A 13051-nucleotide genomic window follows, 5' to 3' on the forward strand; every position below is an offset into this window, starting at 1 on the left:
TTCAGGGCGACACGTGTTGTGCATCCGGCCGGACCGCCGCACGACCGGAGAAGAGCCCGCGGTCGAAGCGGGCCCCGCCCGGACGCGATCGACTGACCACCATGCCCGTCACCACGAGCCACCCGATCGGCCCCGTGAGGACCAGGAGCAGGATCCACGCGCCGGTGTGGTCACGGTCGTGCAGGCGCCGGACGAGCAGCGACCAGCGCGGCACGAGGGTGACGATCACCGGGACGAGCAGCGCCAGGTCCCATGCGTCCGGCCGGACGGACCGGGCGCCCGTGCCCCAGCCGAACCAGCCGCCGTGCCCCTGGTCGACGAGGACGAAGGAAACGCGCGGCGACGCGACGGCTCCGAACGGGTCGGCGTACAGCTCCCACCGTCCACCAGTGCCGTGCACGCCGACGATCCACAGGGCGACCGCGGTCAGCGCCAGTTCGAGGGCGACGACCCACCAGAACTCCGTCCGACTCGCCCGCCCGTGGAACCGCCAGCCCTGCGTCCAGAACCGCACCCACGCCACGACGGGGTTCGTCACGTCGACCGGCCCCTGCTCGAGCACGCGGTCACGGAAGCTCGCGGTCACACTGTCCCCCATGCGCCCGATCGTAGGGCAGACCTGCGTCTTCCCCGAGAGCCGATGCGAGAACGGTCGTTCTCTGATTGACTCGGCGTCGGCGGTCCCGATCGGGACCGATCCCCCACACGAAAGGAGCGGCCATGCCCACGCGCACCGCACGCACTGCTTGGAACGGCGGCCTTGAGGACGGCACCGGCCAGGTCGAGCTCTCCAGTTCGAAGGTCGGCACGTACGACGTCTCGTTCCCGAAGCGCGCCGCCGAGGACGCCGACGGCACCACCAGCCCCGAGGAGCTCATCGCCGCCGCGCACTCCGCGTGCTACGCCATGCAGTTCTCCGCCGTCCTCGGTGAGGCCGGCGGCACGGTCGAGGCCCTCGACGTCAAGGCCGACGTCTCGCTCGGCCCGGACAGCGCGGGCGGGTTCAAGCTCACCGGCATCGTCCTCACCGTGAACGGCGAGGTCTCCGGCATCGACGAGGCGGCCTTCCTCAAGGCCGCCGAGGACGCCAAGGCCACCTGCCCCGTCAGCAAGGCACTCACCGGCGTCGACATCACGCTGCACGCGACGTTCGAGCAGTAGGCGAGCAACGCAGGAGCCGTCACCCAGTGACGGACGGGAGCGCGCCCCGCTCAGCGGCAACGCGAAGCGTTGCGCGGGGCGCGCCGACCGAGCCTGCGAGGGAGGAGTGCCGGCTGGCACCGCGCCTCCCGTCCGTCGGTCACCACGTACGCTGGCCGACGTGATCCGACGTCTCTTCGCCACCCCGACCGGCATCGCGTTCTGGGCGGGGCTCGTCGCCGTGGTCGCGGGACTCGTGGTCGCGGCCTCCGCGCCGCCGGCCGCGTTCGGGTGGTTCGCGTACGCCCCGCTGTCGGACTACGCCTTCGTCGCGGGGACCAGCTCGTGGCAGGGGGTCGTCGGGCAGCTGCTCGTCGTCGTGGGCGCCGTGGTCTCCGCGTTCGCCGCCGGCCGCCTGAGCGTCCGTCGCCCGCGCTGAGGCGTTCAGCGCGCGTCCGGACTCGGCGGAGCGCGCCTGGCACGATGGCGTGATGGCCGAGCAGTCCCTCCCCGGAGCCAGACCCGGGCGTCCACCACGGCCACGCGTCCGGAGCCTCGCGCAGCACGACATCCGCGACGCCCGGGCACGCCTCCGCGGCACCATCTACGAAGAGGTCGTCCCCGACACCCGACCGCTCGAGCAGTACTCGCCGGTGCAGATCGTGGACTTCTGCCTCGACCTCGCCGAGGTGATGCTCGCGTCCGGTGCGGACACCCGCAGCGTCGAGACGGCCGTCGTCGCGGTGTCGACGAAGTGGAACCTGGCGCCGCTCGACCTCGACTTCTCCGGCAGCTCGGTGACGATCCAGTACGCACCGGCCGACCACCCGCCGCTCGTGAAGGTCCGCACGGTGCAGTCGGACGGATCCGACCTCGACCGCCTCGCGCGGGCGAACCAGATCGTCGACGACCTCGTGCACGACGAGCGGGACATGACCTCCGCCGTGAGCGCCCTGGTCGCGGTGCTCCGGCTCCCGCCGCGCTGGCCGCGGTGGACGGCCGACGTGGGGCTGTCGATCCTCGGCATCTCGATCGCGATGCAGGCCGGCGGCGGCTGGCGTGCCGGACTCGGCGCCTTCGTGCTCATGCTCGGGATCATCGTCTCGGGCCGGTGGCTGACCGGTCGGGGCTTCCCCCAGTTCTTCGTGTCCGGCGCGCAGGGTGCGGTGGCGTCGGCGATCGGCACCCTCGCGATCTGGGCGGGTGTGCTGCACCCGGGGCAGGCGGCGACGATGGTGGCCGCGCTCGTGGTCCTCCTGCTCCCCCACCCGTCGCTCGTCACCTGGGCGCAGGACGCGATCTCGGGGTTCCGTGCGATGGCGGTGGCCCGGGCGTTCTACATCGGACTCGTCATCGCCGCGATCGTGGTGGGGGTGCCCGCGGGCATCGCCGTGACGAGGTGGCTCCGGATCGAGGTCGACCCGTCCGGCATCGTCACGCAGACGCTGCCGCTGTGGGCGTCACTGCTGCTCACCGTGGTGTCGGCCGCGGCGAACTGCTTCGTGCAGCAGGCCAGCGCGCGGGTGATCCCGGTCGCGGTGGTCTTCTCGGTCGCCGCCGGTGCCGCGCTGCGGGGCCTCCGGGAGCTCGGCATCCCGTTGCTCGGTGCGACGTTCCTCGCCGCCGTGCTGCTGGGCGTCCTCGCGACGATCGCGGCCGCGCGGATGCGGACGGCGGTGGCGGCGATCTCCGTGCCGGCGTTCTGCGGCGCCCTGCTGCCCGGTGTCGCGGTGTCGAACGCGCTGCTCAACTTCATGTCCGGGTCGTCGAGTGCCGCGCTGGACTTCGTCGCGGCGGTCTCGGTCGCGCTGGCGATCGGGGCGGGGCTGGTCCTCGGCGGCCTCGTGGCGACGCCGGGGGCGCGGCGGGCGCTCCGGCGGTCCCGGCGGGTGGTCGTGCACTCGGTGCACAACGACACGACGGCGATCAAGGTCATCCGCGACTCGGGCTACGACCCCGGCAACGGCTCGGTGCCGCGGGGGCCGCGCACGCGCTGACGGGCGCCGCCGCGCGGCGTCAGAGCTCCCAGCCGCCGTCGCTCCACGTCGAGAGCCGCCGGGCCGCCTGCGGCTCGTACCGCTCCATCCAGCCCCGCTCGAGCCGCGCTACGGCCCGGTCGAACGCCGGCACGAGGTCGAGGTCCGACCGCAGCAACGCCTGCAACTGGAGTCCCTCGTACAGCGCGATGAGCTGCTCGGCCCCTCGGCGCGGGTCCATCGTGTGCGGTGCCCGACCGACCGCGATGTCGTGCTCGAGGCCACGCTTGATCTGCGCGTAGAAGAGCTGGTAGCGCGACCGGAGGTACGTCGCCATGGGGTGCGCCGGGTTGCCCGCGACCGAGAGCAGCGCGACGAGGAGCCGCATGAGCGCCGGGTCCTCGGCGTTCGACGCGACGATCCCGCGCAGGAGCTGGACGGTCGAGCCGTCCCCGACCTCGCGCGCGACCTCGTCCATGCGGCCGCCGTTCCACCGGTCGACGGCGGCGAGCACGAGTCCGTCCCACGAGGGGAAGTGCTGCCGGAGCTCCTCGACGGTGATCCCCAGTCGCTGGGCGACGAGTCCCGCGTCGGCCTCGTGGAAGGGCACGTCCCGCAGCAGGTCGACGGTCGCACCCACGATCGTGATCCGCAGGTGCAGGGTCGCGGCCGCGGCGGCTGCCGCCTGCGTGTCCGCGCTGGTGTGTTCGAGCATCGTGCCCTCCGTCGGTCCCCGGACGTCCTGTCCGTGTCGCCCCTGGGGGCAGGTCCATCCAAACGGAGATCGGGGGACACCAGAATCCCCGGTCCGGGTGTCGGCATGTCGGGGGACAAGCGACGCGGTTCGCAGCGCGTTCGCGGTCATCCGTGTGACGATGCCGTCATGACCCCGAACGACCCCACCGCGCAGGGACTGGCGACCATGGCCTCGGCCGGCTTCGAGTTCGGCGGCGACCCGGATCAGGTCGCCCACGACGTCCGGACCATGTGGGAGCAACTCGGGCGGCCGACCGGCGCGTTCGACGCCGCAGCCCGGGCGATCGCCGCGCTCCCGCAGCGCCCCGAGGTCCCGATCGCCGACCAGGCCCGGCGCCGCGCGTTCGAACGGGCCGTCGGCATCAACCCGGTCGAGGTCGAGCTGGCCGCGGCGCTGTCCGCCCGCGAACTGCTCGAGCGCCTGGCGCGCACCTGCACCGCGCCCTGTTGACGACCGACTGACGGACTGACGGAAGGACGGGAGGGACGGTGCCAGCTGGCACCGTCCCTCCCGTCCGTCGCCGGGTCGCGACTACGGCGTCGGCATGCCCCCGTCGACGTGGAGCGTCTCACCCACGACGTACGACGACTCGCCGCTCGCCAGGAAGACGTACGCGGGCGCGAGCTCGGCGGGCTGCCCCCAGCGGCCGAGGTAGGTCTGCTCACCGGCGGACGGCAGGGCCTCCGGCGGCTGACCACCGGCGGGCTGGAGCGGGGTCCAGATCGGCCCCGGTGCGACGGCGTTCACGCGGATGCCCTTCGGGGCGAGCTGCGCGGCGAGGCCCTTCGCGAGGTTGTTGACCGTCGCCTTCGTGGCCGCGTAGTGCACCAGGTGCGGTGACGGCGCGTACGCCTGGATCGACGTCGTGTTGATGATGGTCGAGCCCGGCTGCAGGTGGGGCACGGCCGCCTTCGTGATCCGGAAGGTCGCGTAGGCGTTGGTCTTGAAGGTCTCGTCGAACTCGTCGTCGGAGATCTTCGTGATGTCGTCGACGTTCTGCTGCTTGCCCGCGTTGTTCACCAGGATGTCGATGCCGCCGAGCTGTGCGACGGTGTCGGCGACGATCTGCTCGCACACTGCGAGCGAGGTGATGTCGCCGGGCAGTGCGACGGCCTTGCGACCGGCGGCCTCGATGAGCGCGACGATGCGGTCGGCGTCCTCCTGCTCTTCGGGGAGGTAGGAGATCGCGACGTCGGCACCCTCACGGGCGTAGGCGATCGCGACTGCCGCGCCGATCCCGGAGTCGCCGCCGGTGATGAGCGCCTTGCGGCCGGTGAGCCGCCCGGACCCGCGGTAGGTGTCCTCACCGTGGTCGGCCGGGACGTTCTCCGCCATCTCGGCGTCGGTGCCGGCGCCCTCGAGGTACTGCTCGTCGGGCTTCTTGTCGGCGTACATCTTCGTCGGGTCCTGCATGCTGTACTGGTCGATCTGCTGGTCCGTCATGCATTCGACGGTACGCACGCGGCACCCCCGCGCCGTCCAGGAGGCTGTCCCCCGTTCCGCCGACAGGCGCCCGTCGGCGGGGGCCGTCGAGCGCTCGTGACGTGTCACCGACGAAAGTCACGGTCCGGTGACGACCAGGCTCCGATTCGGTAACACCCGTCGTCCAGACGGGTCGGGCGTCGTACCGTCGAGTGGTGACCTTCCGGACCGTGCTGGCGTTGAGCGCCGCCGTGCTCGCCTTCTCGGCCGGCACGGTCGCCGTCGACGGCACGGTCGGGACCGGGGTCGCAGCGACCCCGGCGAGCGCAGCCGAGCTCGGACCGGACCCGGTGCACCACGAGTCCGTCCGGGTCACGAACGCGAAGCTCAAGCGGGTCGACTCGATCGAGCTCGACGCCGAATCGCTCGTGTTCCGGCGCGGCGACAAGACCGTGACCGAGGCGTCGATGCGCGACTCCCGCACGACGGTCAGCCTGCTGAACCGTCTGCTCGGCACCGCGTCGCGCACGCAGACGGCCGAGGGTGACGGCGGCGCGTGCTTCCCCGCCGGCACGACCTACACGTGGGGCGGGGCGGTCCGCGTGGCTGCCCTGACGTCCCCGGCCGCTGCCGGCAACGCGGTGGAGATCCGCGTCCTGCGCGAGACGGTGCGGTCCCGCTTCGGCGGTGACGTCGAACTGACCGGACCCGACGGTGTCCAGGTGGGCGACGACATCCGCACGGCGATCCAGGACGCCCCGAAGTCCGACCGGATGTCGTTCGGCTCCGCGGACGCCCGCGCGTTCCAGCTCCTGCTCGAGCCCGGATGGGCCCCGCAGCACGACGCCTCGAGCCCGCCCGACAGCCGCGGCACGGGCACCGAGACGGACACGAGCACGCCGTCCGACACGGACACGGAGTCCACTGCCGCCGACCTCGGGACGAACGGCGTCTCCGCCCTGACCGACGACACCACGGTCACGGTGCTCGGTTCGCCGATGCCGGTGCACGCCAAGCGCACCTGCTGACCGACCCCGGTCAGACCCGCAGCGTCGCCACCACCGGGAAGTGGTCGCTCGCGAACCACGTCTCCGGGCCGTCGTGGTCGATGACGACGCGGTCGACGCCGGCGATCCCCCGGGTGAACACCCAGTCGATGCGCTCCCCGGAGTCGACCGGCGGCTCCCAGTCGTTGAAGGTGGCCGTCCGGTCCGCCGGGTCGCCACCGACCAGCCAGGCGTCCTCGAACCCGGCCTCGACGAGCACCCGCGACGCAGGCCCCGCTCCGGCCGGCTCGTTGCAGTCCCCCGCCACGATGACCGGGCCGTCCGCCGTGCTGAGGCGTTCGACGATGAGCGCCGCGCTCCGCGCCCGGACGTCGTCCCCGTGCGGTCCGACCTCGTGGTCGAGGTGCGTCGTCAGGAGCGTGAACGCCTCGCCCTCGGCGTCGAGGAACCGGGCGTGGTTCGCCACTCGGGGGAACAGGCTCCCCCAGGTGTTCGACACGGGCTCGTCCGGGGTGTCCGAGAGCCAGAAGGCGCCCTCGTCGATCGGCCGGAGTCGGCTGCGACGGAAGAAGACGGCCGCGTGCTCACCGGCGGTGCCGCCCTCGCGACCCTGGCCGACGTCGCCGTGGTCGGGCAGACCGGCACGAAGGTCGTCCAACTGGTGCGCGAAGGCCTCCTGGACGCACACGAGGTCGGGGTCGTGCCGCCGGACCACGTCGAGCAGGACCGGCAACCGGGCGGGCCAGTCGTGGGCCGGATCCGGGTTCTTGACGTTGTAGGTCATCAGGGTGATCGGACGCGCTGCGTTGCTCACCCGTCGAACCTACCGACGGGCACACTCAGGGCACCATGACCCGCCGCAGTGCCATGACCCCGTCGCGCGCCCGGGTCTTGGCGGTGCCGACCGGGACCCCGAGCCGCGCGGCGACCTCGGGCCTAGCCGCGGACGACGTAGTAGGTGCGACGCCCACGTTGTTCGCCCGGAGGCTCCGAAGGGACTGCGAAGGCGCCCGACCCGCGCAGCCGAGAATTACCGGGCTTCTCCGGACTCGAGGCGCTCCGACGCTGGGCATCAGTGGCAATCTGCGAGAGGCTGCCCCGCCAGCCGTCACCACGCCGCTGTTCCCGAACAACCAGTCGCCGAGAGTCCTGCGCCAGATGGAACGTCAGAGCAAGCCTGCTGCTCTGACTTCCCACGTCGCGCCTGGGCGACCGGGAACAGGGACGCAAAGTCTTCCCGAGATCGCGAGTCCGACCGCTGGCGTGCGGCGTAGAAGACAGCGAAGTGGCGCAGTCCGAGAGACTGCGCCACGTCGCTTGCCTGAATACTATTCGGAACTCAGAAGCCGCCGAGTGGCACGGTCTGCCATCCGGTGTTGTTGTTCCGGCGGTTACCGAACGGGGAGTCAAGCGATACGCACTTCCCTTGGGTAGAGAAAGCGATGTACACCCCGTCATTGCCTCGGATGTTCACGGACTGCACGTTGTGGGTGATGATCGACGCCGCATTGTTCCGGATCTTCTGTCCGGAGCCGGCGGTCCCGTGCGTCGTGCGGTTGAAGGTGTCGTTGACCCACGCCTCGCCACGGTTGGTCCCCGTGTAGACACGCGACGCGGAACTGCATCCTGGACCGTAGAAGATCTCGAAACTCGGCGTCGCAGCCACGGCTGACGTGGAAGCCGAACTCGTCGTCATCTCGTCAGCGGAAGCAGGTGCGGCGATGAACGTGACACAGGCGGTCAGCAGCACGGCCGCAAGGCCAACGAGCTGCGTGCTGCGCCCCATCAGAAGCCCTGGTAGGAGCTGATGGTCTTGCAGCCCGAAGCCTTGCCGTTCGACGTCCACTTCATCTTGTTGCGGGTGTTCGGCCCGTAGACACCGTCGACGGTAGCGCCGACCGAGCGCTGGACCTGCAGAAGCGCGTTGTACGTCCCGCTGCCGAAGACGCCGTCGACCGCGAGACCCTTGCCGTAACAGGCGTTGAGATTGGTCTGCAGCTTCGAGACGCCGGTGTTCTTGTTGCCGGTTTCGAGGATGCAGTCGTAGGTGAGCGTCGAGCTCGTCTCGTACGCCGGGATCTGCGCGTACCCGCTAACGCTGCCCTTCGTGACGGCGTTGTAGTAGTCATTGCAGTGCGTCAGCGCAGCCTGCGCCTGAGCACTGAACACGTAGCTTTCCCCCTTGGTCTGCGGAGTAGCCGTCGCTGCGTTCGCTGCCGTGCCACCGACGAGGGCCGAAGCCCCGATCATGACGAGAGCGGCTGCTGCTCCCCAGATGCTTGCCTTACGCATGTGTGCTCCTTTAACACTGCCCATGGACCCCCCATGAGCTGTCTAAGAGCTATCGGGTAGACCGCTCTGTCCGCTACACCTGAGACGCATTCGTTATCTGATGGACACATATGGTTTGAACCCGGTACGAAGGGCCGACGGGAGATCCCGAGCACCCACCGGTTTGCCGATCCGCGAAACCTCGTACGCTACGGTCGTGGTGACTTCGAGGGGGAGAGGCCGTGGCACCGACTGAACGACGAGCGCGCTCGCAAACGCAGGAGCCCGGGATCGTGCGGCATGGGCGACTGAAGCGGAGTCGGCCATTGTCAACGCTGTTCGGGTTCATCGGAACAGCTGCGGTCGTTGCACTCGTCAGTGCTGGCAGCATCGCCGCGATCGCCGCGAACGACGTCAGGGATGACATCAAAACGATCAAGCTCAGCCCGTCTGACGAGGGAAAGGCGAGAACTCAGGACATCAACGCCATCAAGGGCGGGGCAAACATCCTGCTGATCGGTTCGGATACACGTGTAGGGCAGACCGCCGAGCGGGAGGATGCCGAGGGCGCACGTAACGACGTCACCATGCTGGTGCACATCAGCGAGGACCACTCTCAAGTCACGGTCGTCTCGTTCCCTCGAGACACGATGGTCCCGATACCGTCCTGCACCGATCCGGACACCGGAGAGTCCAGCTACCCGCAAAGCAAGGCGATGTTCAATACTGCTCTCGGCGAGGGGGGTCCGAAGGGCGGCGTTGCGTGCGTCGCGAAGACGGTCGAGAACCTCACGGGCCTGTCGATTCCCTATGCCGGATTGATCACGTTCGATGGTGTGATCGCGATGAGCAATGCCCTGGGCGGGGTCACGGTCTGTCTCGCCAAACCCATACACGACGGAACGTTCTTGAATCTGCCCGCCGGGAAGGTTCCACTCAAGGGAGACGAGGCCCTCGCGTTCCTCCGGACCCGGCACGGCGTTGATGACGGGAGCGACGTCGCACGCATCAGCAACCAGCAGGTGTTCCTGTCGGCGATGCTCCGTCAGCTGACCGGTGAGGGAGCTCTCGACAACCCGATCACGTTGTACAAGTTCGCCAAGGCCGCGACTTCCAACATGACGCTCTCCGAGGGCTTGAACAGCACGGGGACACTGGTGTCACTTGCGGCGGCCGTGCGCAGCACGAACACGTCGAACATGTTGCTCGTGCAGTACCCGACGATCGCAGACCCGGACAACGCCAACCGTCTTGTCGTTAGTCAGGACGCCGCCCACAGTCTCAACGTGGCGCTCCAGAACGATGAACGCACGCAAATCGCCGATGGTGCCATCGGCCGCGGCGCTGTGGACTCAACGGCGACGCCACGAGCCCCACGGAGCGATTCTTCGGCGTCGAATTCTTCTACCGGCAACAGTCATCCGTCGGGCGGGTCTTCGGCAACGTCGAGTTCGCGCGGCGTCAACGCTCCGACTGCTCTCCCGTCGTCGATCACGGGGCAGAACGCCGCGCAGCAGACCTGCTCGAAGGGAACGAACTAAGCACGCGTCCCCCTCGCGGCCGACGGGCGCGCTCAGGGCACCATGACCCGCCGCAGTGCGATGACCCCGTCGCGCGCCCGGGTCTTGGCGGTGCCGACCGGGACCCCGAGCCGCGCGGCGACCTCGGGCCCGGTCATACCCACCAGGTGCCGGAGGACGACGGCGTCGCGCTGGCGCCCGGGGAGCGCGGCGACGGCGCGGCGGAGCTCGGCTCGGTCGAGGACGCTCTCTGCCCGCTCCACGCTCGAGTGGTCCACGAGGTCGGCGTCCCTGGTGCCGATCCGCAGGTCGCGGTCGCGGTCCGCCCGGCTCTTCCGGACCCGGTCGATCGCCCGGCGCTGCGCGATCGTGCGGATCCACGCGATGGCCGAGTGGGCCGGGTCGAACCGGTCAGCGATCTGCCAGATCTCGAGGAAGACGTCCTGCACGACCTCTTCCGCCTGCCACGCATCGACGAGCTGGTGCCGGACGTACCGCTCGACGAGCGGTCGGAACCGATCGTGCAGTCGGGTGAAGGCATGCCGGTCACCGGCAGCCACGGCGAGCAACAGTGCGCGTTCTTCGTCGCGCTTCGCGAGGAGTCCGTCGTCCACCAGAAGAATGTCACATACCGAAAATGTACTTGCAAGTACACTCTTGCCATGCGCTCCGACCACGCCTCACGGACTTCCCGACGCACGACCGCGAAGGGACTGGCGACCCGGAACCGGATCGTGGTCACGGCCGCCGACCTGATGCTCACGCGCGGCATCTCGGGGACGACGCTCGACGACATCGGCGCCGCCGCCACGGTCGGACGGTCGCAGATGTACCACTACTTCGCCGACAAGCAGGAGCTCGTGCGCGACGTCGTCCGGCAGCAGACCGACGCGATCATCGCACACCAGGGGCCGGACTACGGCGACCTCACCACGTGGGACGCCTGGCAGCGGTGGCGGGACAGGACGGTCGCCGACGCCGAGGCCGGCGGCTGCGTGGGCGGCTGTCCGCTCGGGTCCCTCGGGACCGAGGTCGCCGAGCGCGACGCCGACACCCGCGACCTCGTCGCCGCCGGCTTCGCCCGCTGGGAGCAGGGGTTCCACGACGGCATCCGCACGATGCGCGAACGCGGGCTGCTCGGCCCGGACGCCGACCCCGCCGCGCTGGCGACGACCGTGATGGTGGCGCTGCAGGGCGGGCTGCTCCTGGCGCAGGTCCAGCGGGACGTCCGCCCCCTCGCGATCGGGCTCGACACCGCGATCACGAGCATCCGCCGGCACGCGACCGGCTCCGGCGTCAGTTGATGCAGACGCCGGCCTTGCCGTAGCTCTTCACGTCGGTCGACGACGGCTTCGGCTCGGGCGCGGCGGGCTTCGAGGCTGCGGGCTTCGACGCCGCAGCGCCCGAGCTGGTCGAACCGGCATCGGACGAACCGGAGCCGGCAGCGGGGCTCGAGGCGGTCCCACCGGCAGCGGCGACCGGGGTCACCGTCTTGCCGTCCGACCCGAGCACCAGCGTCACGCCCGTGACGGCGTTCGTCCGCACCGCGACGGCACCGGGCACGACGGCCGCGACCGCCTTCGCCTGCTTCTCCATGCCGGCCGGGTACTGCACCTGGGTCGTCTTCGTCAGGTCGGAGGACCCGGGCGCACCGACCTGGAAGCCGCGCGCGGTGAGGACGGTCCCGGCGGCGCCCGCCGCACCGGTCACGCCGCTGCCGTTCAGCACGGTGACCGAGGTGCTCGCCGGCTGGGCACGCCCGGCCTTGCTGTACTCCGCGGGCTCACCGACGAGGCCCTGCACGAACGCGGGCAGCCCCACCTCGTCGACCTGCACGATCGAGAGCGGCGCTCCGTTCACCGTGATCGTCGGAGTGCCGAGCGTCGGGATGGTGGCGGACTGGATGTTGCCTGGTCGCAGGTTCCGCATCTGGGTCGCCAGGTTGACCAGGTCGGTGTCGGTCTGGATCGAGCCGCCGACCGCCTTGAGGATGTTGCCCATCTTGATCGGGTTGAGCAGCGTCCCCGCCGAGAGCACCTTGCGGGCCTCCTGCGAGAGGAAGTACTGCTGCCGGACGTTGCGGTCGAGGTCCCCGTTGGGCAGCCCGTGCCGCTGTCGGACGAAGGACAGCGCCTGGCTCGGTGTGAGTTCGGAGGTACCGGCAGGGAGCTTGAGGTTCGACCAGTGGTCGTCGACGGCGTTGTTGAGGCAGACCTCGACCGGCCCGAGTTCCTTGACGATCTGGTAGAAGCCGAGCAGCGAGACGCGCACGTAGTGGTCGATCGTCAGGCCGCTGAGGTTCTGGATCGTCTTGATGAGCAGCTTCGCGCCGCCGGTGTCCCCGCCGCCGTTCAGCGAGCCGAAGTAGAACGCACTGTTGAGCTTGCCCTTGCCGACACCCGGGATGTCGACGTACGAGTCACGCGGGAACGAGATCATCGTCGCCTGCGATCCGTCCTCGTTGATGTGCAGGACGATCATCGTGTCGGTGTTCTTCGAGCCACCGTCCGATTCGGTGCCCAGCTCTGCGAGTTGCTCCGGCGTCGCGTTGTCCGGGCGGTGGTCGTCACCGACCAGCAGGATGTTCTGCGCCTGGCCGTCGACGTCGTCCTTCGTCGCAGCCTTTCCCGAGATCGCATCGATCTTCGTGATGCCGTTCGACAGCGTTCCGTAGGCGTACGCGGCGTAGCCGCCGCCGAGCAGGAGGGCCATGGTGAGCACGCCCGCGACGGCGGGGAGGACCACCCCGCCACGTCGCTTCTGGCGGCCGTGCCGCGGTGGCGTGAAGCCGCGGCGGCCACGACCGGTCGTCTGCTCGGGCTCGTTCGTCACCCGGAAACCATAACGGGCGTGTGCGCCGACAACATCAAACCGTCCTGGCAGGTCGCCGCGATCCCGCCGTGACCGACCGGCGGACGGGAGGCGCGGTGCCAGCCGGCACCGCGCCTCCCGTCCGTG

Annotated in this window: 15 protein-coding genes; 7 read left to right on the forward strand and 8 right to left on the reverse strand. The window is 70.1% G+C overall.

Going from position 1 to position 13051, the window contains the following annotated elements:
• Position 1: 1 nt before the first annotated feature.
• A complete protein-coding gene (locus J2X60_RS08785; protein ID WP_309887120.1) occupies positions 2-598 on the reverse strand; it encodes a DUF805 domain-containing protein in 597 nt (198 codons plus the stop codon).
• Between the two features lie 122 nt (positions 599-720).
• Here J2X60_RS08785 and J2X60_RS08790 point away from each other — a divergent pair, with 122 nt between their 5' ends.
• The 3 genes from J2X60_RS08790 (at position 721) to J2X60_RS08800 (ending at position 3137) form a co-directional block, all read left to right on the forward strand.
• On the forward strand, positions 721-1161 hold the full coding sequence (locus J2X60_RS08790; RefSeq protein ID WP_071303323.1) for an OsmC family peroxiredoxin: 441 nt from the start codon (positions 721-723) through the stop codon (positions 1159-1161).
• 160 nt (positions 1162-1321) lie between these two features.
• Positions 1322-1579, forward strand: coding sequence for a hypothetical protein (locus J2X60_RS08795; RefSeq protein ID WP_309778052.1), 258 nt, complete (start codon positions 1322-1324; stop codon positions 1577-1579).
• Positions 1580-1631: 52 nt separating this feature from the next.
• Entirely contained in the window at positions 1632-3137 is a 1506-nt protein-coding gene (locus J2X60_RS08800) for a threonine/serine exporter family protein (protein WP_309887121.1), read from the forward strand.
• A gap of 19 nt (positions 3138-3156) precedes the next feature.
• Here J2X60_RS08800 and J2X60_RS08805 read toward each other — a convergent pair whose 3' ends face one another.
• A complete protein-coding gene (locus J2X60_RS08805) occupies positions 3157-3831 on the reverse strand; it encodes a TetR family transcriptional regulator C-terminal domain-containing protein (protein WP_309778050.1) in 675 nt (224 codons plus the stop codon).
• Between the two features lie 168 nt (positions 3832-3999).
• On the opposite strand from J2X60_RS08805, the gene J2X60_RS08810 reads away from it, so the two are divergent.
• Positions 4000-4323, forward strand: a complete 324-nt coding sequence (locus tag J2X60_RS08810; RefSeq protein ID WP_022907826.1) for a hypothetical protein — start codon at positions 4000-4002, stop codon at positions 4321-4323.
• Positions 4324-4404: 81 nt separating this feature from the next.
• On the opposite strand, the gene J2X60_RS08815 is transcribed toward J2X60_RS08810, so the two are convergent.
• A complete protein-coding gene (locus J2X60_RS08815) occupies positions 4405-5316 on the reverse strand; it encodes an SDR family oxidoreductase (protein ID WP_309778049.1) in 912 nt (303 codons plus the stop codon).
• A gap of 194 nt (positions 5317-5510) precedes the next feature.
• Here J2X60_RS08815 and J2X60_RS08820 point away from each other — a divergent pair, with 194 nt between their 5' ends.
• Positions 5511-6323, forward strand: coding sequence for a hypothetical protein (locus J2X60_RS08820; protein ID WP_309887122.1), 813 nt, complete (start codon positions 5511-5513; stop codon positions 6321-6323).
• A 10-nt stretch (positions 6324-6333) separates the two neighbouring features.
• On the opposite strand, the gene J2X60_RS08825 is transcribed toward J2X60_RS08820, so the two are convergent.
• The 3 genes from J2X60_RS08825 to J2X60_RS08835 all read right to left on the reverse strand — a co-directional run bounded on the left by J2X60_RS08825 (position 6334) and on the right by J2X60_RS08835 (position 8594).
• Positions 6334-7116 (reverse strand): endonuclease/exonuclease/phosphatase family protein, encoded by a 783-nt coding sequence (locus tag J2X60_RS08825; RefSeq protein WP_309887123.1) that lies wholly within the window; start codon positions 7114-7116, stop codon positions 6334-6336.
• Positions 7117-7641: 525 nt separating this feature from the next.
• Positions 7642-8148, reverse strand: a complete 507-nt coding sequence (locus J2X60_RS08830) for a hypothetical protein (protein ID WP_309887124.1) — start codon at positions 8146-8148, stop codon at positions 7642-7644.
• Positions 8088-8594, reverse strand: coding sequence for a peptidoglycan-binding domain-containing protein (locus J2X60_RS08835; protein ID WP_309887125.1), 507 nt, complete (start codon positions 8592-8594; stop codon positions 8088-8090). Before J2X60_RS08835 ends, J2X60_RS08830 begins: the two co-directional genes overlap by 61 nt.
• A 305-nt stretch (positions 8595-8899) precedes the next feature.
• Between J2X60_RS08835 and J2X60_RS08840 the strand changes: the two genes are divergently transcribed.
• On the forward strand, positions 8900-10114 hold the full coding sequence (locus J2X60_RS08840) for an LCP family protein (protein WP_309887126.1): 1215 nt from the start codon (positions 8900-8902) through the stop codon (positions 10112-10114).
• A 32-nt stretch (positions 10115-10146) separates the two neighbouring features.
• Here the strand turns inward: J2X60_RS08840 and J2X60_RS08845 are convergent, their stop codons facing one another.
• The gene (locus J2X60_RS08845) at positions 10147-10707 is read right to left on the reverse strand and encodes a sigma-70 family RNA polymerase sigma factor (protein WP_309887127.1); all 561 of its coding nucleotides are present in this window, start codon (positions 10705-10707) and stop codon (positions 10147-10149) included.
• Positions 10708-10755: 48 nt separating this feature from the next.
• Between J2X60_RS08845 and J2X60_RS08850 the strand changes: the two genes are divergently transcribed.
• Positions 10756-11397, forward strand: coding sequence for a TetR/AcrR family transcriptional regulator (locus tag J2X60_RS08850; protein WP_309887128.1), 642 nt, complete (start codon positions 10756-10758; stop codon positions 11395-11397).
• Here the strand turns inward: J2X60_RS08850 and J2X60_RS08855 are convergent.
• Complete coding sequence (locus tag J2X60_RS08855; RefSeq protein WP_309887129.1) at positions 11390-12925, reverse strand: LCP family protein; 1536 nt, start codon at positions 12923-12925, stop codon at positions 11390-11392. The genes J2X60_RS08850 and J2X60_RS08855 overlap by 8 nt on opposite strands.
• Positions 12926-13051 lie beyond the last annotated feature (126 nt).

This window comes from Curtobacterium sp. 320 (assembly GCF_031455235.1).
Classification (GTDB): Bacteria; Actinomycetota; Actinomycetes; order Actinomycetales; family Microbacteriaceae; genus Curtobacterium.